General features: G+C 41.7%; 21 protein-coding genes. 6 read left to right on the forward strand and 15 right to left on the reverse strand.

Features of this window, described 5'->3' with window-relative positions; all coding sequences use genetic code 11:
* Window positions 1-70 precede the first annotated feature (70 nt).
* From DW930_RS08545 to DW930_RS08600, 12 genes are all read right to left on the reverse strand, one after another.
* Window positions 71-2053 carry a peptide ABC transporter substrate-binding protein gene (locus tag DW930_RS08545; protein ID WP_006595054.1) on the reverse strand — a complete coding sequence of 661 codons (1983 nt, stop codon included), beginning with the start codon at window positions 2051-2053 and terminating at the stop codon, window positions 71-73.
* A 187-nt stretch (window positions 2054-2240) separates the two neighbouring features.
* Window positions 2241-2915, reverse strand: a complete 675-nt coding sequence (locus DW930_RS08550; RefSeq protein WP_123159794.1) for a type II CAAX endopeptidase family protein — start codon at window positions 2913-2915, stop codon at window positions 2241-2243.
* An 18-nt stretch (window positions 2916-2933) separates the two neighbouring features.
* Window positions 2934-3155 (reverse strand): hypothetical protein, encoded by a 222-nt coding sequence (locus DW930_RS08555; protein WP_123159795.1) that lies wholly within the window; start codon window positions 3153-3155, stop codon window positions 2934-2936.
* A gap of 61 nt (window positions 3156-3216) precedes the next feature.
* On the reverse strand, window positions 3217-3357 hold the full coding sequence (locus tag DW930_RS08560) for a bacteriocin (RefSeq protein WP_123159796.1): 141 nt from the start codon (window positions 3355-3357) through the stop codon (window positions 3217-3219).
* Window positions 3358-3568: 211 nt separating this feature from the next.
* On the reverse strand, window positions 3569-4660 hold the full coding sequence (locus DW930_RS08565) for a glycerol dehydrogenase (protein WP_123159797.1): 1092 nt from the start codon (window positions 4658-4660) through the stop codon (window positions 3569-3571).
* 14 nt (window positions 4661-4674) lie between these two features.
* Window positions 4675-5343: a fructose-6-phosphate aldolase gene (locus tag DW930_RS08570; protein WP_023027620.1), complete on the reverse strand. Its 669-nt coding sequence runs from the start codon at window positions 5341-5343 to the stop codon at window positions 4675-4677.
* A gap of 15 nt (window positions 5344-5358) precedes the next feature.
* Complete coding sequence (locus DW930_RS08575) at window positions 5359-7797, reverse strand: glycyl radical protein (RefSeq protein WP_123159798.1); 2439 nt, start codon at window positions 7795-7797, stop codon at window positions 5359-5361.
* A 142-nt stretch (window positions 7798-7939) separates the two neighbouring features.
* The gene (locus tag DW930_RS08580; protein WP_123159799.1) at window positions 7940-9241 is read right to left on the reverse strand and encodes a PTS sugar transporter subunit IIC; all 1302 of its coding nucleotides are present in this window, start codon (window positions 9239-9241) and stop codon (window positions 7940-7942) included.
* 11 nt (window positions 9242-9252) lie between these two features.
* Entirely contained in the window at window positions 9253-9561 is a 309-nt protein-coding gene (locus DW930_RS08585) for a PTS sugar transporter subunit IIB (RefSeq protein ID WP_123159800.1), read from the reverse strand.
* 14 nt (window positions 9562-9575) lie between these two features.
* Window positions 9576-9899 (reverse strand): PTS lactose/cellobiose transporter subunit IIA, encoded by a 324-nt coding sequence (locus DW930_RS08590; RefSeq protein WP_123159801.1) that lies wholly within the window; start codon window positions 9897-9899, stop codon window positions 9576-9578.
* A 166-nt stretch (window positions 9900-10065) separates the two neighbouring features.
* Window positions 10066-11037 carry a sugar-binding transcriptional regulator gene (locus DW930_RS08595; RefSeq protein WP_123159802.1) on the reverse strand — a complete coding sequence of 324 codons (972 nt, stop codon included), beginning with the start codon at window positions 11035-11037 and terminating at the stop codon, window positions 10066-10068.
* 14 nt (window positions 11038-11051) lie between these two features.
* Window positions 11052-11795: a DeoR/GlpR family DNA-binding transcription regulator gene (locus DW930_RS08600; RefSeq protein WP_123159803.1), complete on the reverse strand. Its 744-nt coding sequence runs from the start codon at window positions 11793-11795 to the stop codon at window positions 11052-11054.
* 129 nt (window positions 11796-11924) lie between these two features.
* On the opposite strand from DW930_RS08600, the gene DW930_RS08605 reads away from it, so the two are divergent.
* Window positions 11925-12701, forward strand: a complete 777-nt coding sequence (locus tag DW930_RS08605; RefSeq protein WP_123159804.1) for a glycyl-radical enzyme activating protein — start codon at window positions 11925-11927, stop codon at window positions 12699-12701.
* A 168-nt stretch (window positions 12702-12869) separates the two neighbouring features.
* Here the strand turns inward: DW930_RS08605 and DW930_RS08610 are convergent, their stop codons facing one another.
* Window positions 12870-14765: a M13-type metalloendopeptidase gene (locus tag DW930_RS08610; RefSeq protein WP_123159805.1), complete on the reverse strand. Its 1896-nt coding sequence runs from the start codon at window positions 14763-14765 to the stop codon at window positions 12870-12872.
* A 148-nt stretch (window positions 14766-14913) separates the two neighbouring features.
* Between DW930_RS08610 and DW930_RS08615 the strand changes: the two genes are divergently transcribed.
* The 4 genes from DW930_RS08615 (at window position 14914) to tpx (ending at window position 18001) form a co-directional block, all read left to right on the forward strand.
* On the forward strand, window positions 14914-15636 hold the full coding sequence (locus tag DW930_RS08615; protein WP_123159806.1) for a metal ABC transporter ATP-binding protein: 723 nt from the start codon (window positions 14914-14916) through the stop codon (window positions 15634-15636).
* Entirely contained in the window at window positions 15633-16475 is an 843-nt protein-coding gene (locus tag DW930_RS08620; RefSeq protein ID WP_123159807.1) for a metal ABC transporter permease, read from the forward strand. The genes DW930_RS08615 and DW930_RS08620 overlap by 4 nt, the downstream gene beginning before the upstream one ends.
* An 11-nt stretch (window positions 16476-16486) precedes the next feature.
* Complete coding sequence (locus DW930_RS08625) at window positions 16487-17419, forward strand: metal ABC transporter substrate-binding protein (RefSeq protein WP_123159808.1); 933 nt, start codon at window positions 16487-16489, stop codon at window positions 17417-17419.
* Window positions 17420-17506: 87 nt separating this feature from the next.
* Window positions 17507-18001, forward strand: a complete 495-nt coding sequence (tpx, locus tag DW930_RS08630; RefSeq protein ID WP_040802778.1) for a thiol peroxidase — start codon at window positions 17507-17509, stop codon at window positions 17999-18001.
* A 107-nt stretch (window positions 18002-18108) separates the two neighbouring features.
* Here the strand turns inward: tpx and DW930_RS08635 are convergent, their stop codons facing one another.
* Complete coding sequence (locus DW930_RS08635; protein WP_123159809.1) at window positions 18109-19134, reverse strand: DUF3114 domain-containing protein; 1026 nt, start codon at window positions 19132-19134, stop codon at window positions 18109-18111.
* Window positions 19135-19274: 140 nt separating this feature from the next.
* Between DW930_RS08635 and DW930_RS08640 the strand changes: the two genes are divergently transcribed.
* A complete protein-coding gene (locus tag DW930_RS08640; protein ID WP_123159810.1) occupies window positions 19275-19928 on the forward strand; it encodes a metal-dependent transcriptional regulator in 654 nt (217 codons plus the stop codon).
* 293 nt (window positions 19929-20221) lie between these two features.
* On the opposite strand, the gene dtd is transcribed toward DW930_RS08640, so the two are convergent.
* Window positions 20222-20665 carry a D-aminoacyl-tRNA deacylase gene (dtd, locus tag DW930_RS08645; protein WP_123159811.1) on the reverse strand — a complete coding sequence of 148 codons (444 nt, stop codon included), beginning with the start codon at window positions 20663-20665 and terminating at the stop codon, window positions 20222-20224.
* Window positions 20666-20672: the final 7 nt, after the last annotated feature.

A 20672-nucleotide genomic window follows, 5' to 3' on the forward strand; every position in this document is an offset into this window, starting at 1 on the left:
GGGACGACAAAATCGAATTCTAACGAATCACCGACTTCTGTCCCACTGTATACAATCGCTCCTAAAGCTCCTAGTCCTCTACGTGACTTTCTAGTTCTTTTTGAGCTTTCTTATTGGATTCTTCTTTTTCTTTCTTCCATTGTTCACGCGCTTCATCGTACTCCTTGGTTGTCAAAACTTTGTCTTGCAATTCCAAGTACTTGTAGTTGAAGGTTTGACCCTTGTGTCCTGTCCAAGCAAAGGCAGCTGTGTATGGAACTGTCTTACGAACACCTGGAGAGGCACCATCTGAATGAATCGGGATTAAGAGGGCACTATCAGTCAACCAAGCCTGAGCCTTAGCATATTTTTCATAGCGGTCATTGACATCTTTTGTTTCATTATGTGCATCTTCAATCAATTGATCGTATTCATCAAAACCAGCTTCTTTAGCAGCTGCGTTATTAGTACCAGCATCAAATCCGAAGTAAGAATTTGCATTTTCACCATTCTTAGAGTTTGTGATATCTAGGTAAGAAGATGGATCGGTATAGTCTGGACCCCAACCCAAGTTGTTGTTCAAATCCCAGTCTTGTTGAGAAGCATTTTCAGCAAAGTAGGTCACTCGATTAAGATCGTCCTCAGATACCATATTCAAGTCGATGACGACATTTTCTGCTCCTAGGGTAGATTCGATCGACTGTTTAAAGGATTGAGCTTGCTTGACTCCTTCTGTATAGGTGGATGAAACAGGGAGGTCCAAATGAATCGGGAACTCTACCCCTTGGCCTTGAAGAGCTTCTTTGGCCTTGGCAAACTCTTCCTTGGCCTTGGTTGGATTGTAAAGGGTATCTTTTCCATCTTCGACAGAAACACCTTTCCATTCATCACCATATTCTTCTAAGTTTTTCTCTACAGACTCACCGAAATCTTTGCCATCAATTTGAACAAAGTTTGGAGGAGTGAAGGTGTTGCGGATGACCTTGTCTGCAGATGCTTCCCCATTGGCTTGCGCTACATAGGCCTTGCGGTTGAAGGCAAACATAATGGCTTGACGGAAGTCTTTATTCAAGATTGCTTTCTTGGTTGAGCTCTTTTGAGCATCTGTAGTTTTAGTCGTAATCTCATAAGCTTGACGGTCAATGTTGAAAGACAAGTTATAAGTAGAGGATCCTTGGTCACTGAAGACAATGTCATCTTTGTGTTTCTTCTCTACACTCTTATAGTTAGAGCCATTTGGGAAGACACGGGCAAAGGTATAGTCTCCGTTATCAAATCCACGGATCAAAGATTCTGAATCTTGTCCATCATAATAGGTCAGCTTAACCTTAGAAATTTTTACATTATCAGCATCCCAATAGGTTGGGTTCTTTTCAAGCGTCACAACAGATTTAGAGGTGATAGCTTTAATCAAATAAGGACCACAATAAAGAATACTAGAAGGGTTCGTACCTTGACCGTAGTCATCTCCCTTAGAATCTAAGAATTCTTTATTGACTGGCATCAAAATGCCCATGGTGGTTTTTGAATTCCAGAAACTTTCTGGTTGGTTCAAGGTGTATTGAACCGTATAGTCATCGACAGCTTTGATACCAACTGTTGAGAAGTCTTTGGTTTTCCCTGAGACATAATCATCCAACCCTTTGATAGATTGTTGGACGAGATAGAGGGCCGAAGATTTCTTGTCCGCTGCGTGCTGAAGCCCCGTCACAAAGTCTTGGGCCTTAACTTCTCCGAATTCTTCCCCTTCAGCGGTCACCCATTTAACCCCTTTACGAAGTTTATAGGTATAGGTCAGACCATCTTTTGAAACAGTCCAATCCTTAGCAAGAGATGGGATTAAGTTGCCGTATTTGTCAACTTCTAACAAACCATCCACAGCATTACCTGTAAATTCTGAAGTTGACCGTTTATTAGAGAGTGAATAATCCAAAGTATCCGGATCTTGCGTATATACATAACTAAAGACCTGGTTGTCCGAACTTGAAGATTTCCCTCCTTGTGAGCAGGCTACCAGTGCGCTTACAGACAAAAGCAGAGCGCCGGTGGCTAAGAGTAGCTTCCCTTTTTTCATATGGATCACCTCTGTATAAAATGTTATTCTTCATATTAAATTATAGCACTTTACGGAAAAATGTAAACGCTTAACTGTATAATATTTCAAAAGTTAGAAAAAATAGTTGTTTTGACTGCATGCAAAAAAGCAGTTTTGACTGCTTCTTTGATGATGGATAAAGGCCCCTGCCACTCCTTCCCCTTACTTAAATCCCACTGACCAGGAGGGATAAGAGGGTAAGGAAGCTATTCCAAGAGGCATGCTGAAGGATGGACCAGTAAATCGATTTGGTATAACGTAAGACCGCACAAAATAGCAGGCCCGGTACCAGGTAGACGATAAAGCTTGGCAAATCCCAGCCATGCTGCCAGACATGCGAGAGGCTGAACAAGGAGGCCGAAACCAATATATCTAGCTTATACTTCTGATAAGATGCCAACGCCGTCATGACCAAATCACGAAAGACGAGTTCCTCCACAATGGGAGCCAGCAAGCAGGCATAGACATAACGTATCAATACCAAGGCCCAGCCTGACAAATCACTAGATATTTCTGCAAGGGCTATGGAATTCTTAGTGGGCGGAAATACCGCTGCAGAAAACAGATCCCATAAAAAGTGAGCAAGAAAAACAAGCACAAAAACCGCTAAATAAGAAGCTTTAAAAGTAAATTTCCCGTACAACTCCCAACGACGACTCTTTACCAAGAGTGTAACAGCTAGCCCCCCAATCAATCCAATCAACAAGAGGAGCAAGCTATAATAAGAAGCATCCGATAGGTGGCCCACTAAGTCCGTTGGGAGCTCCACGTTAAATAGCGCAAAATTGATACAGAGAATTCCAAGAGTCGCCAGTTGAAACGGTCTGTCTGTCTTTCTCATTGCATTCACCTTTCTATCTTACTTTCTTTTTCTACTAAATATTGGGGCAATTTGCTCCAGCCATCTAAAACCGCCACCTGAAGGCGACATTCCTTGATTTCCCCAACCTGGGTAAATTCCAGGGGTCCCCCAACCACCGCCACCATACGTTAATTCAGGGCTTCTGATTGGAGTAATCACCCCTCCTACTGTTTGTTCGAGTTCATTTGTCGTCAATTCTGTTTCTGTATATAATTTCATTTTTTCTCCTATTCTTTCTATCTAGATTTCAAAACACCATTATCAAGAACTCTACCATGTCTTAAATACGAGCGAGCGGTGGTCGCTTCACAAAGCCAGGACGACCGATCTCAATCTTATCTGACTGACCTTGAACCACATTTGGGTGAGAAACCCCACCTCCAACAATCTGTGCCAATTCTTTTTGACTACATTCTGTCATTTCATTTCCTCCAATTTGTATTTGTAACGCTACCTCCTGAGTCTATCAAAGATTGGAACATTTTCCTTTTCTTTCTTCTATACGGTTGCATTTTTCAGCTATGTGGGTGGAGAATCTCCTAATTCCGAAGGATACATTTCCAAATCAAACCAAAACGGAAGACCATCAAAAAAACCATCGCCAAAAGACGATGGTTTTTATATTCTTTCAATTAGCCTAAGGACTTGACATAAGCATCTACTGCTACAATGGCTTGAGCAATATCAGAAGCTTGGACCTTGAATGGCATTTGATGGATGGTTTCTCCCTCAATTGTTGCTTGTTGGCCAACCTTGAGAAGATCTTCGTAGCTTGCATTTTCAAGATGCATTTCTTTCAGAGTCGTTGGCATACCAATTTGTTGATAAAAACGAATATATTTGTTCAATTCTTCTTTTGGACGGTTTTCCAAGAACAATTGAACCAAGGTGCCATAGGCTACTTTTTCACCATGTGTCAAATGGTGGATGTCCCCCGTGAGGGCCGTAAAGCCATTATGGATGGCGTGAGCAGCAGCTAATCCACCACTTTCAAACCCAATCCCACTGAGAAGGGTATTGGCTTCAATGATGTTTTCAAGAGCAGGCGTTACAACTTTGGCTTCACAAGCCGCCATGGCTTGGAGACCATCAGCAAATAAGATTTCTTCACAACGTTGCGCAATCGCGACACCCGCTAGGGTTTGGTGTTTCCCTAGCATGGTTTTTCCGTTGGCTTGCATGACCGCACGCGCTTCGACCCAAGTCGCTAATCCATCTGCGATACCAGAAGCCAGCAAACGTTTTGGTGCTTGAGAGATCACTTTACTATCCACCAAGACCAATTCTGGGTTTTTAGAATAGAAGATATAGCGAGCAAAGGCTCCTTCATCCGTGTAGATAACTGACAAGGCTGAGACTGGAGCATCTGTCGAGGCAATGGTCGGAGCAATGACAACTGGTGATTGTAAAAGATCTGCAATAGCTTTTGCACTGTCGATGGTCTTTCCGCCACCAAGTCCAATAACCAAATCACAGCCATTTTCTTCTGCCAGACTGACCACACGATTGATTTCATTATCAGAAGCTTCACCATTGAAGAACACTGGCAAGACTGTAAAGCCATACCGGAGGAGATACTTTTCAAAACGTTCTCCTACAATATCATAGACCACTGAATCACAGAGTAAAACGGGATGACTTCCCAGCTCTAAAATAGGTTTTGCATTTTCAAATAAAGCATTCTCACCTTGTATGTAACGAGATGGACTTGCAAAATTTCTCATACACTTCTCCTTTATCAAATTGTAGTCTTTTGATGAACGGCTGACCAATCTGCCTCGAAGTCATCTACTGCTTTTGCAATAGAAGGCATTCCAAAAGCTGCTTCAAAGACATCTGCCCCTGCCGTAATTGCTTGTGTTCCTTCTTTAAATGCTCTATTAACTTGAGCCACATTTTTAAAGGAAGCTGCTAGAATTTTGCTTGATGAATGATTACGCTCTATGGCACTCGCTAACTGAGAAATAACCTGAGCTGAATCAATGTTTAAGTTTTCCATACGATTGTAATACGGTGCTAAATAGTCGGCTCCTGCTTCAATCGCTAACAGTCCTTGAAAAACAGTATAGATTGCTGTTGCAGTAATTTTGTAACCCTCTGCTTTTAACACTTTAATTGCAGCAAGTCCTTCAGGTGTAACCGGGACTTTAATATAGGTATTTTCATCGCATTGTTCGCGAATTTTAGCCGCATCTTTTAAAATTCCTTCATAATCTTTTGCGACAACTTGAACATGGATGGAAGGAGACCCTCCGATGATTTCCCGCACCTTATGGATACGATCAAAAAAATCAATGTCCCCTTCTTTTTTGGCAATTGTTGGGTTCGAAGTTACCCCTGCAAGGGGTAACACTCGCGCCCATTTTTTTATCTCATCTAAATTTAAAGTATCAAGCATAAATTCCATATACATACCTCTTTACTATAGAGTATGCTCTGTCCGTCCAATAATATCATCTTGTGTAGCTCTTGATAGTACATTGAAGAAAGCTGAGTAGCCTGCAACACGTACAATTAAGTCACGGTGTTTTTCCGGATGTTTTTGAGCATCTAATAATGTTTCTCTAGAAACCACATTGTATTGAATATGGTATCCATGTAGACGATTAAAGAACGTACGGAGTAAAGCAATAAGTTTTAATTTATCTTCTTCTTTGGCTAAAGTTTGTGGGTTTACTTTTTGGTTCAGTAGAACACCACCAACAATTTCATCTGTTGGTAATTTAGAAACAGATTTTAGAACAGATGTTGGGCCATGTTGGTCCATATTGTGGGATGGAGAACATCCTTCTGCTAGCGGAGTTCCGGCATTACGACCATCCGGAGTAGCTAATGTTCCACGACCTTGTCCTACATTGGCTGAAATAGAGGATGTACCGGAGTAACGAATTCCTCCAATAGGTCCTCGTCCATATCGAGTATTTGGATATTTAGCAATTTCATCCACATAAATATCGTATGCTTCTCGAACTAAACTGTCCGCATAATCATCATCGTTTCCATACTTCGGTGCATCATGGATAAGCATCTCTTGGATTTCTTTTCCACGTTCGCCAGCATAATCTGTTTCCAGAGCATGCCATAGCTCTTGTGGCGTTAAGCGCCCTTCTTCGAATACGAGTTTCTTGATTGCTGCAAGTGAATCGGATAAGTTTGCAATACCCACTTGTAAACCAGAAATATAATCGTAGACAGCTCCACCTTCTTTTAGGTGTTTTCCACGTCCAATACAGTCATCTGTCAAAGCTGAACAGAGGATATCTGGTACTTCTCTTTCAAGAGATAGGTCGATAGAGTTTTCTACGATCACACTCATACGTGTTAAGTGGCGTAAGGTCTTGTCCCAAGCCGTTTGCAATTCATCGAAGCTCTTCATGTCTTTAAAATGACCAAAGCTTGGTGCAAAGCGCTTGCCAGAAGCAGGATCGATTCCATCATTCATCGTAATGAGCAAAACTTTAGGGAAGTTCATATAACTCATACCTGTACAGCGATATCCCCATTTACCTGGAACAGCTGTTTCTACACAACCAATTGCACTGTAATCATAAGCATCTTCTTCAAGAACACCTTTTGAAATAAAGGATGGAATAATGATCTCATCATTATTGAAAGCAGGCATACCGAATCCGAGCTTCATAACCTCAATACATTCGTTCATGAAGCGGGCATCCAAACCAGCATGGTAACGAACAGTTAAGTTTGGTTGCGGAAGGTGAGTTTGAGCAACAGACTTCAACACTAAATAAGACAGTGGGTTGACGGCATCTTTCTTATCTCGCGTTTGTCCACCAATTGTAACGTTTTGGTAAAGCGGACTACCCGCAGATGAGAAGGTATGTGCTTGACTACGCACTTTGTTAATTGTAATAGTTTTAATCCAAAGATTGGTCAAGCGTTCAACAATACTCTCTTCAGTTTCCCGTCCACTTTCCAAATCAGCTTTAACATATGGATACATATATTGATCAAAACGGCCATATGAAAGGGAGTGTCCATTTGATTCAATCTGAAGAATACATTGAATAAACCAAACAGACTGAACAGCCTCTGCAAATGTACTTGCAGGCTCATATGGAACTTTTGAGCAAATCTCTGCAATTTCAAGCAATTCCTTCTTACGTTCAGGAGTTGCTGTCTCAGCAAGTTGTTTAGCAAGTTCCACAAATCGTTGAGCATAAGCCTTAACAGCATCAATTACGATAAAGATAGAATCATAAAAATGGTATTTGTCAATACTAGCTGGATCCGTTAGATCAAGAGCTGCCTTAGCTTGACGGGCTCTTTCTTCAAAACCTTTCAAACCATATTGCAATAATTTTTGATAATTTACTGCTAAGTGGGCATCTCCTGAATTCATCTTCCCTTCCATACCGAAGAATCCTGTTTCCATATAGACAGAAACTTCTTCAGGTAGAAGAGCTCCAGCTCTTGCACGTAAGTTATTATTTTCCCAGAATGGTGCGATACTACGGAGTTGTTCTTTCGTTTCTTCCGTAATATAGAAGACATCACCATCCCGCTTTTCAAAAAGATCCAATTCCTTCAGAACGAACTCTAAAGTATATTCTGGGAAAATTGGAGCATCTTTATTAGAGGACGCTTGGTTCCCAGCGATCATGGATTCATCCTCAATATAGATTGTCATATTTTCAAGAATCTCTTTCAACATATAGGCACGTTTAAGAACATTTGGTTGTTCCTTATAACGATCATATGCTTTAGTTGCAAGAACAGCACGTTCAGCATCGATGTAAGGCTTCTTGTTTAAGACATCTTCACGATACTTATTCATGCGTTCAGTGAGGCTTCCAAAATATTCTGTTTTAATGCTTGTACTTGCTACTTCTACTTGTTTCATTTTTTTCAAAACCTTTCTTTTGAAATTATTTTATTTTCTTTCGTAACTATAGTAGCATTAAATTTTACGAATTTCAATGAATTATGAATTATACATATAAATTCTATTCTAGTCGCACATCTGTGCATTCCTGATAAAGGCACTATTTTTCAGCTTGTAATTCATTGTTATAGGCAAGATTATCTTGGAATTTGAAGAATGGGAAATATACGACGGTCGAGGTCACAAGAACAAGCACTTGAACGAAAGCACCTTGCCAACCTCCAACCATAAATCCAGAAATAATGGCTGGTGTACTCCAAGGAAGGGTCACACCTGAGAATGGGTGCATAAATCCAATAACAATTGAAGTATAAACAATTATCGCTGCTAAAATTGGAACGATAATGAATGGAAGGAACATCACTGGGTTCATTACTATTGGGAAACCGAATACGACCGGCTCATTAACATTGAAGATTGCAGGAAAAGCTGCAACTTTTCCGAGTGCCTTATACTGTTTTGATTTAGCAGCAAATAACATGGCAACAACCAACCCAAAGGTTATACCTGATCCAGACAAAATAAGGAAACTATCTAAAAATTGTTGGGTGACAATGTGTGCACCATTTTCAACAGATAGCTTTCCAGCTGCCAACATGGATTTATTGGCATCTAGGTTGGAAAGTAATAAAGCTGTTACTACACCGTTGACAACTGATTGTCCATGCACACCAAACCACCATAGGAATGAAATAAAGAAGGCAATCCCAATCGCTCCGTAAAGTGATCCTGTTAAACCTTGTAAAGGAACCTGAATGACATCATAAATCATTTCAATGAAGGTACCGCCGTTTGTCACTACTTTTGATACGATGTACACAATCATTGATAGTAAGAAAATCACGAAAGCAGGAATCATCGCTTCAAATTGTTTGGCAATAGCTTGAGGTACTTGTTCTGGCATTTTTATAACAATATGTTTTTGGATAAACACTGTATAAATTGCACCAACTACCAGACCAATAATAATGGCACCGATAATCCCTTGACCACCAAACCATACTTTTGCAATGGCATCGCCAATCGGTTCTCCCTTAGCTGGTACATAAGAAGATTTTAACAAGATAAAGAATGAAGACAGGGACAAAACTCCCGCTGGCAAGGGTTCTACTCCACTGTTTTTAGCATAAGAATACCCAATGGAGAAGCAAGAAATTAAGCCCATAATGGCGAATGTTCCTGAATAAACTTGCATAAATGGCTCTGTCCATGTATCGCCAAATACACTAGCAATAGCCTGGTTAAGGCCTTCAAATGGTAATTGCCCAATAATCAGAAACAAACTACCAACTACCGTTAATGGAAGGATCGCTAACATCCCATCTTTAAGAGCAATAATACCTTTCATGTTTACAAAACGCATGATTGGAGCGATAATTTTCTGAGAATTAAAATTAGACATGGGAAGCCTCCTTACTTTTCTCCTAGCAATTCTAGGGCTAGGTTTAATACTTTCTTACCATCTAGCATTCCATAATCTGCCATAGGAATGACAGCAATAGGGATGTGGTTTGCCTCACAAATCGCTTTTGATTTATCCAAAGTATAAGCTACTTGAGGTCCTAACAAAGCGACATCTATTTCTGGGGCAAAATCTGCTAATTTTGCTTGAGAATATGCTTCAATTTCAGCATCAATACCTAATTCCTGAGCCGCCACCTTCATATTATTTACCAACATTCCTGTTGAAAATCCTGCCGCACAAAACAATCCAATTTTCATCTTCTTTTTCCTCCTTATTGTTTCGCTGAAAGTTCTTTACGTAAGTCAATCATTTCTTTGATCAAGTTAATCTCTGTGATTGAAGTCATTAAGTGATCTTGTGAGTGCACAAACAAAGCTGTAATCTCTGTCTTTGTCCCACCTGCTTCCTGGGCTAAAAATTTTGTTTGCAAGTTATGCGCTTCTAGCAATGCTACATCTGCTTTTGCAATTTCATCTTCAGAAGAGGTGAAATCTCCCTCTTTAGCATATGATAAAGCTTGGTAAATATGCTGTTTGGCATCACCTGCATTTAAAATCAATCCCATAATAATTTGGTCTGCAACAATTATTTCCATGTGCACTACACTCCTTTGTCAATCTAATGAAAGCGCTTTTTCTACAGTCAATATACCATTTATATTTTTGCCGGTCAATAAAAATCGCAACATTTGATTATTGTTTTTAAGTTTTGCACATTTGTGCTATTTGCCTCAAAAAAATAAGGACTGCATCCTTGCCGTCCTATTTTTTTGTAAATTGCTGATCACCATCTAATTCTAAAACCTTTAGGATAGTCGCTTCATCTGTGACTAAATGATTGATGTAGTTGGCTTTCAAAACAGATAAAATTGCTTTTGCTTTTTGATCTCCATACGCCAAAGATACAGTGTTTGGAACCTTTCTCAATTCCTCCAATGTGATAGAGATTGTTCTTTCCTGTAATTCAGGATAAACTGGAGTTCCTTCTTGATCAAAGAAACGACAGCATACTTCTCCTACAGCATGTTCTGACTCCAATTTCTTAAAATCATTTGTTGTTAGCATATCAAACCACTGAGGATTCTTACTATCTGCATACCCTCCAATCCCTACAGCTGCAACATCTAAGCAACGCCAACTATCTTTTAAGTCCTCGAAATACTTTGAGGACAGGATTCCTTCCGTTAAGTCACAATTTTCTTGAATCACACTTGCGTTAATAAAATGACATTCTCCATGAAATTTACTTGCCATACTGTAGATTAGTGTATTGACATGGTAGCGAGCATGAATATGACTGGGACCTCCAGCTAAAGGATAAAATTGAACACCATCCAAGCGTTTAGTTCCAACTTGTTCTACCATTAATCTGAGAGACTTCCCCCATGAAAATCCAACTGTCATTCCATCTTCAATCAAATTACGAAGCATAACTGCACTTGCCTGTGCCAGTCGTTTTTCAAGACTTTCTCGAGGCTCATCTACTAAATTTGGTATAATCTCAATAGCTTTTAGGCCATATTTTTGTTTGATATAATTTTCTAAATTGAAGAGGCGAGTATCAAAATTTTCAATTTCAATTTTTACAACTCCCTCTTTTTTAGCCTCCGCTAGCATTCTGCTAACAGTTGTACGGTAGATTCCCGTTTCTGCTGCGATTTGTGATTGACTTTTGTCTTCAACATAGTATAGATAGGCTAATTTCGCAAGTAACTTTTTCCGTTCATCTTTCAATTGGCTTCTCCTTCTTATACTAAGGTTAAAATTGTTTGCGAATCCTCAAGCTTTTCCTTTGCTTCTTGAGATATATTCTTATCTGTTATCACTCTAGAAACTTGTGAAAGTGCAAATCGTCTGACAGTCCCACATTTCTCAAATTTACTTGAATCTGTCAAGACAACCACTTCTTTAGAAACATCAGACATAGCTTGAACAACTTCACTCCGCATCATATCTTTCCCAGTAAAGCCAAGTTCATCATCATATCCGTCAACCCCCACAAAAGCAAAGGGAACTCTAAACGAGCGAATCAACTCTTTCAGAAGAGGACCTACAGTCACTCTAGATTCTTTTTGAAATTCACCACCAAGTAGGATGATTTTACAGGAATCATATCCCTGAATATAATCCGCAATAAAATAAGAATTTGTCACAATCTTAACATTCTTTTTTGTTTGGCAAATTTCTTCCGCTAGCAAGGCACAAGTAGAGCCTGATTCAATCAGAACCGTGTCGTTATCCTTAATTAATTTAGCAGCCTCCCTAGCTATTCTTTTCTTGGTATCATATTGAAAGGACAATCGAACATTGATATCATCTCCACTATTTAATACAGCATAACCATGCTCTCTATGCAATAATCCTTTTGACTCTAGCTTGTCCAAATCCTTTCGAATGGTCACTTTAGAGACTTGTAATTTCTCCGACAAGCTATTAACATCAATCTTTTCAAACTCCGATACTAATTTCAATATTTCATCTAAACGTTGCATTGTTTTTACCTCTTCTCTATTTTAGCAAATTTTCTAGGGAAAACAAAACAAAATAAACTTTCGTTCGTAATTGAAATAGTTTCTTAAATAATATATAATAGACTTACTAGATTGATAGGAGAGCAGAATATGGAACAAAAAAGCGGCATTATCTTTAATATCCAACACTTTAGTATCCATGATGGCCCTGGCATCCGAACTACTGTATTTCTAAAAGGATGTCCCTTGCGTTGTCCATGGTGCTCCAATCCCGAATCCCAACGTGCAAATCCTGAAAAAATGTTGGATGCTGTTACTAAAAAGGAAACCATCACAGGAGAAGAAAAAACAGTTACAGAAATCATAGATGATGTATTAAAAGACATTGACTTCTATGAAGAATCTGGCGGTGGCCTCACCCTATCCGGTGGAGAAATCTTCGCTCAATTTGAATTTGCCAAAGCTATCTTAAAAGCTGCGAAAGAAGTTGGACTTCATACTGCAATCGAAACGACAGCTTTTGTTGAACATGAGAAATTTGTCGATCTCATTCAGTATGTTGATTTTATTTATACAGATCTTAAACATTATAATACACTTAAACATAAGAAAGTCGTTGGTGTTAACAATCATCTGATTATTAAAAATATCCATTACGCCTTTGCTCAAAACAAAACAATCGTTTTACGTATTCCAGTCATTCCTAATTTCAATGACTCGCTAAACGATGCTGAAGAATTTGCTTCTCTTTTTAATTCGCTTAACATCGATGAAGTACAACTTCTCCCATTTCACCAGTTTGGAGAAAACAAATACAAACTTTTAGGACGTCGCTATGAACTGGAAGGAATAAAAGCTCTGCATCCAGAAGATTTATATGACTACCAGCAAATTTTTTTAGATCATGACATCCACTGCTATTTCTAATCCATTCAAAAATCCCCAAAGCTAGTTTCAGTAAGTTGAAACTTGGCTTTGGGGATTTTTAGTATTTTTTTCGAGCGTCGAGAAAAAGAGAGATTGACTTGTGGGCATGGCCCACATCGTCAATCTCCTATTTTCTTCTCGCTTTTTTTACGGGCTTAGTATCTTAGTTTACCAAATGATCACACGGTCTTCTGGTTTTCTCCACATGCCGTCGCCTTCTTTGACATCAAAGGTTTCAAAGAATTCATCAAAGTTTGGTAATTGGACATTGGTACGGAGTTTTCCTGGTGCGTGCACGTCAACACTTGCGAGGAGTTGCATGTACTCTGGTCGAGCTTTCATGCGCCAGATGCGAGCAAAGTTGGTGAAGAATTCTTCTGCGGAGAAGTCTGCCTCTTTCTTAGCGGCTTCAAGGGCTGCGGCAATTCCTCCGAGGTCTGCCACATTTTCAGAAACGGTCAATTTCCCGTTAATCTTAGCACCGTAAGAGTCTTGGCCTTCGAACTGATCGATGACCTTTTGGGTCCGAGCAGTAAAGGCTTCGTAATCTTCTGGCTTCCACCAATTTTTCAAACTACCGTGCTCGTCAAAGGATGCTCCATTAGTGTCAAAAGCATGGGAGATTTCATGGGCAATGACCGCACCGATTCCGCCGTAGTTAGCTGATGACGATTGGTGAAGGTCATAGAAAGGCGCCTGTAAGATCGCTGCTGGGAAGACGATTTGGTTTTGTTGCGGATCATAGTAAGCATTGACCATATTAGCTGGCATGTGCCACTCACTCCGATCGACTGGTTGGTTCCACTTGCTCCAGACATGGGCAATCGAAATTTGCGCCAATTTTTGAGCATTTTCCACCAAGGTCTTGCTCTCGTCGATGATCTTCTTGGCGTAAGTTTCTGGTAATTTTTCAGGGTAGCCGATATGCGGTGTGATGACATTGAGTTTAACAATGGCTTTTTCGCGGGTTTCAGGAGCGAGCCAGTCTGCTTTTTCCAGACGATCCTTGTAGACCTCAATCATAGTCGCTACTTTATGCTCTACGTCTGCTTTCGCTTCTGGTGAGAATTTTTCGCCCGCATACCAAAGGCCAAGCGCTTGGCTATAAGGCCCTTCTGCTAAAGCCAAAGCTGCCTTTTCTTTCGGACGTGCTTCTGGTGTCCCTGTGATGGTCCGTCCATATTCACCAGATAAGACACGGATTTCTTCGGTCAAGAAGGAAGTCCAAGAAAGAGCTGCGCCGAGTTTCAATTTAGCATGAAGGGTTTCCCAGTTGGCTGCTGAATAGAATTTTGGCGCAAATTCCTTCCAAAAACGCTCTTCCGGAACGATGATTTTATCTGGTGTTTGTCCAATCACTTCTGTAAAGAAGGTATCAAGTGGCAATTCTGGAACCAAGGCCTTGAAATCTGCCCATTCATAAGGATGGTAGAGTTTGTTGTACTCGGATTTTTCTTCATTTGATAAGACATATTTGGCCAATTCTGCATCGGCCGCAATGACCTTATCCAGGATATCCTTGATTTCTTCCTCTGAGAAATCGAATTTTGCCAAGAGTTTTTCCATCATCTGGCGCCAAACAGCCAATAACTCTGGGCCTTTTTCATTGCCTTCTTCATAGTAGGTTGTATCAGGCAAAATCAAACCGAGTGCTTCTCCCCACAAGACATTCATTTGGGCATTCATAAAGTCTGGTGACACGCTAAATGGCATGAGATTTGGTTTGCCAGCTAGCTCATAGGTGCCCAACTTGCTGGTATAGTCTTCGAAAGAAGATAGAGCCTTGATTTCATTGATCAAGGGCATAGCCGGAGCCACACCAGCTGCTTCCCGTGCATCAAAATCTGCCACCATTTTGTGGTATTTGACAAAGTTTTGCAGAATACTGTCCTCGGGCAACTCTTCTCCCCGCTGCCATTTTCCGGTAATATCCAACATCAAGTTTTCGATCTCTTGGATCAAGTCCATAAAGCCACCGGTTGACGGTTTATCATCAGGGATGACGGCTGTCTCAGCCCATTTCCCGTTGACGTAATCATAAAAATCATCTTGTAAACGTACCATGATCTTCTCGCTTTCATTCTTTTTTATTAACCTTATCAAAAATAGGTCTATTTTTCAATGATTACAAGTGAGTTAATCTAAATTATTTAAAAAATTAACTTGACTTAATTTTTTCATTCATGTATATTAATATTAAAGGAGCAAAATCATGATTCAAATTGAACATCTCAGTGTTGCTTACCAGCAAACACTGGCCTTGGAGGATCTTTCCCTCACCATCCAGGGTCCAACCATCCTAGGAATTCTTGGACCCAACGGTGCGGGGAAATCAACCCTGATCAAGGCCATGCTAGGACTTCTCCCTCATTCGGGAAAGGTCCTGCTCGATCAACAAGATCTCGGCCAAGTTCTTCAACGAGTGGCCTACGTCGAACAAAAGACAGCTATTGATTTCCACTTCCCCATCACGGTGCGGGAGTGTGTCTCACTGGGCCTCTACCCCCATCTTTCTATCTTCAAGAGAAAAAGCAAAGAGGATCTCCAAAAGGTGGAAGATGCCTTGAAACTTGTCAATCTTCTTGATCTAGCAGATCGCCAGATTGGCCAGCTTTCGGGAGGGCAATTCCAACGGGTCCTAATCGCCCGCTGCTTAGTCCAAGAAGCAGATGTTATCTTCTTGGATGAGCCCTTCGCCGGGATTGACTCTGTTAGCGAAGAGATCATCATGCAGACACTCCAAACCTTGAAAAAGGAAGGCAAGACCATCCTGATCGTCCATCACGATCTCAGCAAGGTTCCAGCTTACTTTGACCAAGTCCTCCTCCTTCATCGCAAACTGATTGCTTTTGGGAAAACAGAGGAAACCTTTACCAAAGAGAATCTGCATGCAGCCTACGGGCATGAACTCTTTATAGGAGGTGGAGTCGGATGATTACAGAATTTATCGATGGATTACAGCAATTCCACTTCTTACAGAATGCCCTGATCACAGCCATTGCTATCGGGATTGTCGCTGGAGCTGTCGGATGTTTCATCATTTTGCGAGGCATGTCTCTCATGGGAGATGCCATTTCACACGCGGTCCTTCCGGGGGTAGCTCTGTCCTTTATCCTGGGCATCAATTTCTTTATTGGTGCCATTGCCTTCGGGCTTTTAGCTTCCATCCTCATCACCTATATCAAGAGCAACTCCATCATCAAGAGCGACACTGCGATTGGGATTACCTTTTCTTCTTTCCTCGCCTTAGGAGTCATTCTGATCGGGGTTGCTAAAAGTTCCACCGACCTTTTCCACATCCTCTTTGGGAATATCTTGGCCGTTCAAGACCAAGATATGTGGATGACTATCGGTGTTGGGATAAGCGTATTAGTGGTGATTCGCCTGCTCTTTCGTCCCTTACTGCTCACTTCTTTTGATCCTGTTCTGGCTCAATCCATGGGCGTTCGGGTCAAGCTCTATCACTACCTCCTCATGGTGCTCTTGACCTTGGTTTCTGTCACTGCTATGCAGAGTGTCGGGACCATTCTCATCGTCGCCATGCTCATCACGCCCGCTGCGACAGCCTATCTCTATGCCAATAGCCTCTGGTCCATGATGCTCCTTTCATCTGGATTAGGTGCTCTTGCATCCATCCTAGGACTCTTTATTGGCTATAGCTTCAACATCGCCGTTGGGTCTTGTATTGTCCTCACTTCTGCAATCTTCTTTCTCATCAGCTTCTTTATCGCTCCTAAGCAGAGAAAGAATAAGCAGGCTCTTTCACCTCATTAAAGGAGAAACACATGAAAAAAATCGCTTCTGTCCTCGCCCTCTTTGTGGCGCTCTTATTTGGATTACTGGCTTGTAGCAAAGACTCTTCTTCCAAGTCCTCATCTGATAAATTGAAAGTGGTCACCACCAACTCCATCCTCGCAGATATCACCAAAAATATCGCTGGGGACAAAATCGAGCTCCACAGTATTGTCCCTGTCGGTCAAGATCCTCACGAATACGAACCGCTCCCAGAAGATGTCAAAAAAACTTCACAAGCAGACCTGATCTTCTACAATGGGATCAACCTCGAAACGGGTGGCAATGCTTGGTTTACCAAATTGGTCAAAAATGCTAATAAAGTAGAAAACAAGGACTATTTCGCTGCCAGCGATGGCGTAGAGGTCATCTACCTAGAAGGCCAAAACCAAGCTGGAAAAGAAGACCCTCACGCTTGGCTCAATCTCGAAAACGGGATTATCTACGCTAAAAACATTGCCAAACAATTGATCGCCAAAGATCCAAAAAATAAGGACTTCTACGAAAAAAATCTAGCAGCCTACACTGAAAAACTCAGCAAGCTAGACCAAGAAGCCAAGCAAGCATTTAAGAACATCCCAGCAGACAAGAAGATGATCGTAACCAGCGAAGGTTGCTTCAAGTACTTCTCCAAAGCCTATGGCGTCCCATCTGCCTATATCTGGGAAATCAACACTGAAGAAGAAGGGACACCCGAACAAATCAAAACGCTAGTAGAGAAATTGCGTCAAACTAAGGTACCGTCCCTCTTTGTCGAATCCAGTGTCGATGAACGTCCTATGAAAACTGTCTCTAAAGATACCAATATCCCAATCTTTTCAAAAATCTTTACTGACTCAATTGCCAAAGAAGGGGAAGAAGGCGACAGCTACTACAGCATGATGAAATGGAATTTGGAGAAAATCGCAGAAGGTTTGAACAAATAAGATTCCAAACTGATTAGATTCTCAAACAAATTAGTGGCTCTTCCCCCTTCATTGATGTACAATGAAAAGAAAAAAGGAGTCTTTGCTATGACAACATTTCTAGGAAACCCTGTTACCTTTACCGGATCTCAACTTCAAGTTGGCGATACCGCCCACGACTTTTCACTGACTACTCCAAACTTGGAGAAAAAATCTTTGGCTGATTTTGCTGGGAAGAAAAAAGTCCTCAGCGTGATTCCATCTATTGACACAGGTATCTGTTCCACTCAAACACGTCACTTCAACCAGGCCCTCTCTGACATGGAGGACACTGTGGTCTTGACGGTTTCCGTCGACCTTCCTTTCGCTCAAGGCAAATGGTGTGCTGCTGAAGGGATCGAAAATGCCATCATGCTCTCAGACTACTTCGACCATTCCTTCGGGAAAGCCTATGGCCTCTTGATCAATGAATGGCACTTGCTCGCACGCGCTGTTTTGGTCCTAGATGCGGACAACAAGGTCACTTACGTCGAATACCTCGACAACATCAACAGCGAACCCAATTACGACGCGGCAATCGAAGCCGTCAAAGCACTTGATTAAAGTAAAAAGAGGTCTACGACCTCTTTTTCATATCTACAAAATTCGTTCAGAGACTTTCCTTAAGTGAGTTTCTAAGAGTCCTTTTTCTTCAATCCGAAAGAGGACTACTATAAAATCCGATGGAGTCCATTCTTGAGTAAAAGTCGCCAGCGTAAGCGTGGGATGCCTCTGAGGAACTTCCGCACGCGCTTTGCTACTTGTTGCTTGTAGCTCTTACCTCCTTGTGCAAAGGTTCCCTTCCGGCTCCAATAGCCCTGCTCTCCACGATCATTCTTCGGAGCTAGATAGCGAACACCTTGCTGATAGAGGATCTTCTTACGAAAAGGTGGATCCCAAGGTTTGACGGGATCAATATCCAAGTCCTTATGGGTCCGGCCCTTGGCTAATCCATAGTTGAAACTGGCTCCATTGACAATGCCATTTTCAGAAATCTGATACGGATCCACTTCGTTGAGAAACTTGCCACCCTGATCCAGGATATACTCTGTATGAAAGTTGAGCAAGACCTTGAAGTTCAACTGGGCATGAGCACGAGATGGGAAGACGAGCTGGCTGTCTTGATCCACATAGACCTTATTGTGGAGACGAGCCGCTGCATAAGCATCGATTTTGATCCCTTTTGTCTCCTGCAAGTAAGTTTGTAGCGCCTCTTCATCAGTCTGCCCCGCTCTGGCATAATGCTTCCGAATCCACTGGGCCTGGTAGGCAGAGAGCAGATAGCGGAACTGGTGGATCTGGCGTTTTAAGAGCTGGTCTCCTTCTTTGCTAGCTAATAGATCCTGAGCAAAAGCTGCTTGGACCACTCTTGAAAAAGAGGACCAAAAAGACGAATGAGGGGGGCAATCTGGCCAGAACCGCTTCAGTAAGAAGGCAGTCTCCTCACAGGTCCCCGATAAATCCCGTGGCATGAGACAAAGATGCATGACCCCTTTTAAAAGGGCCTGGGCACGGCCTTCCGTCAACCCTTGCAGTTCTCTCTGCCACATCTCTTGGAAAAGAGGACTTGCAAAGACGAAGACAGAACGGTAGCAAGCTTGCCTTCTTGCTTCATCCTGGCAAGACTGTAACTGGTTTTCTAGGTGGCTGAGACCTCTGGTCGTCCAGCCTAGTTTTTCCAATTCCTGTCGCTGCATCTGCCCCCTCCTTTCCACATTGCTGTTTGTTTATGCTTCTATACTATCATCTTTCGCCCTCCCAGACAATTCCTATCCACTGGCCAAGCCATTTTGCGCTTTTTTTGATATACTAGAAGGAGCGAAGAAAAGAGGACCCTATGACACCAAATAAAGAAGATTACCTCAAGTGCATCTATGAAATCGGCACGCAACATGAAAAAATTAGTAACAAAGAGATTGCGGCCCGGATGCAGGTTTCGCCTCCAGCCGTGACGGAGATGGTCAAACGCATGATCTCGGAGAATCTCCTGATCAAGGATAAGACCCACGGCTATCTGCTCACCGAGCTCGGCCTCCAAACAGTTTCCGATCTCTATCGCAAGCACCGCTTGATTGAAGTGTTCTTGCTCAAAAAACTTGGCTATACGACTGAAGAAGTCCATGAAGAGGCTGAAGTGCTCGAACATACTGTCTCCGACCGCTTTATCGATAAACTTGACCAAATGTTAGACACTCCCAAGACCTGCCCCCACGGAGGAACCATTCCACCAAAAGGACAACTTCTCATCGAGGCTTACCAGGACCGTTTGAGTGATGTCAGCGAACCGGGAACCTATCGTTTGCGAAGAGTCCAGGATAGCTTTGAATTGCTGAATTTTTTAGACCAGATCCAGCTGACCATTGGAGATGTCATTCTCTTCAAAGGCTATGATGATTACACCGGCCTCTATCATCTCCAGATCAAAGACCAAGACATCCAAATCAATCATCTGATTGCCCAACAACTTTACATAGAAAAACATGCCCTTTGATAAAGGGCATGTCAGATTGAAGAAATAGTATTCCTAGAAACTTTCCTTAGGTGAGTACGGACGTCAGCGAACTTCTACGAAGTTCCATGACTTAGTTTTGAACCTAAGGTTTCAAAACTCCCGAATGCTTGAAACAACAATGTTTCAAGCATTTTTCTCACAGCGGAAAGTTTCGGATTTACTTTGACAATCCAGAGTAATATAAGAATTTTTTTGAAAAATTATCCAGCTATCCTAAGTAAAAAGTAATTTGTCTACATTCAAACATGCCTTTTAATCAAGGGCTTGTTTTTTTATGGATTTTTCGTATCGAGGATGATGGTCACTGGACCATCGTTGATGAGTTCAATTGCCATATCTGCAGCGAAGATCCCTCGTTTGACAGGGACTTCCTTTTCCAACAAATCATTGAAGTCATCGTAGAGCTGGCTGGCCATCTCTGGACTGGCTGCCCCAATAAAGGCTGGACGATTGCCTTTTTTTGTCTGGGCAAAAAGGGTAAACTGCGAAACAGAAAGGATCTCCCCTTGAATATCCTTGACAGATAAGTTCATCTTCCCTTCTTCATCCGAGAAAATCCGCATTTGGGTGACTTTGCGCACCGCGTATTCCAGGTCCTTCTCGTCATCCTCCGGCCCCACTCCCACTAAGAGAAGAAGCCCTTCTTGAATCTGACTATAAACTTGACCATCAATGGAAACAGAGGCCCTTTTGACCCGTTGAATCACTAATTTCATCTTATTA

Origin of the sequence: Streptococcus sp. AM43-2AT, assembly GCF_003603405.1 — a bacterium.
GTDB classification, from domain to species: Bacteria; Bacillota; Bacilli; order Lactobacillales; family Streptococcaceae; genus Streptococcus; species Streptococcus ilei.

Coding starts and splice junctions, on each gene's coding strand:
- DW930_RS08585 (WP_123159800.1), bottom strand. CDS start 9,561: ATGAAAATTGGATTGTTTTGTGCGGCAGGATTTTCAACAGGAATGTTG.
- tpx (WP_040802778.1), top strand. CDS start 17,507: ATGACAACATTTCTAGGAAACCCTGTTACCTTTACCGGATCTCAACTT.
- DW930_RS08575 (WP_123159798.1), bottom strand. CDS start 7,797: ATGAAACAAGTAGAAGTAGCAAGTACAAGCATTAAAACAGAATATTTT.
- DW930_RS08590 (WP_123159801.1), bottom strand. CDS start 9,899: ATGGAAATAATTGTTGCAGACCAAATTATTATGGGATTGATTTTAAAT.
- DW930_RS08615 (WP_123159806.1), top strand. CDS start 14,914: ATGATTCAAATTGAACATCTCAGTGTTGCTTACCAGCAAACACTGGCC.
- dtd (WP_123159811.1), bottom strand. CDS start 20,665: ATGAAATTAGTGATTCAACGGGTCAAAAGGGCCTCTGTTTCCATTGAT.
- DW930_RS08625 (WP_123159808.1), top strand. CDS start 16,487: ATGAAAAAAATCGCTTCTGTCCTCGCCCTCTTTGTGGCGCTCTTATTT.
- DW930_RS08640 (WP_123159810.1), top strand. CDS start 19,275: ATGACACCAAATAAAGAAGATTACCTCAAGTGCATCTATGAAATCGGC.
- DW930_RS08605 (WP_123159804.1), top strand. CDS start 11,925: ATGGAACAAAAAAGCGGCATTATCTTTAATATCCAACACTTTAGTATC.
- DW930_RS08610 (WP_123159805.1), bottom strand. CDS start 14,765: ATGGTACGTTTACAAGATGATTTTTATGATTACGTCAACGGGAAATGG.
- DW930_RS08580 (WP_123159799.1), bottom strand. CDS start 9,241: ATGTCTAATTTTAATTCTCAGAAAATTATCGCTCCAATCATGCGTTTT.
- DW930_RS08555 (WP_123159795.1), bottom strand. CDS start 3,155: ATGAAATTATATACAGAAACAGAATTGACGACAAATGAACTCGAACAA.
- DW930_RS08560 (WP_123159796.1), bottom strand. CDS start 3,357: ATGACAGAATGTAGTCAAAAAGAATTGGCACAGATTGTTGGAGGTGGG.
- DW930_RS08565 (WP_123159797.1), bottom strand. CDS start 4,660: ATGAGAAATTTTGCAAGTCCATCTCGTTACATACAAGGTGAGAATGCT.
- DW930_RS08620 (WP_123159807.1), top strand. CDS start 15,633: ATGATTACAGAATTTATCGATGGATTACAGCAATTCCACTTCTTACAG.
- DW930_RS08570 (WP_023027620.1), bottom strand. CDS start 5,343: ATGGAATTTATGCTTGATACTTTAAATTTAGATGAGATAAAAAAATGG.
- DW930_RS08545 (WP_006595054.1), bottom strand. CDS start 2,053: ATGAAAAAAGGGAAGCTACTCTTAGCCACCGGCGCTCTGCTTTTGTCT.
- DW930_RS08635 (WP_123159809.1), bottom strand. CDS start 19,134: ATGCAGCGACAGGAATTGGAAAAACTAGGCTGGACGACCAGAGGTCTC.
- DW930_RS08600 (WP_123159803.1), bottom strand. CDS start 11,795: ATGCAACGTTTAGATGAAATATTGAAATTAGTATCGGAGTTTGAAAAG.
- DW930_RS08550 (WP_123159794.1), bottom strand. CDS start 2,915: ATGAGAAAGACAGACAGACCGTTTCAACTGGCGACTCTTGGAATTCTC.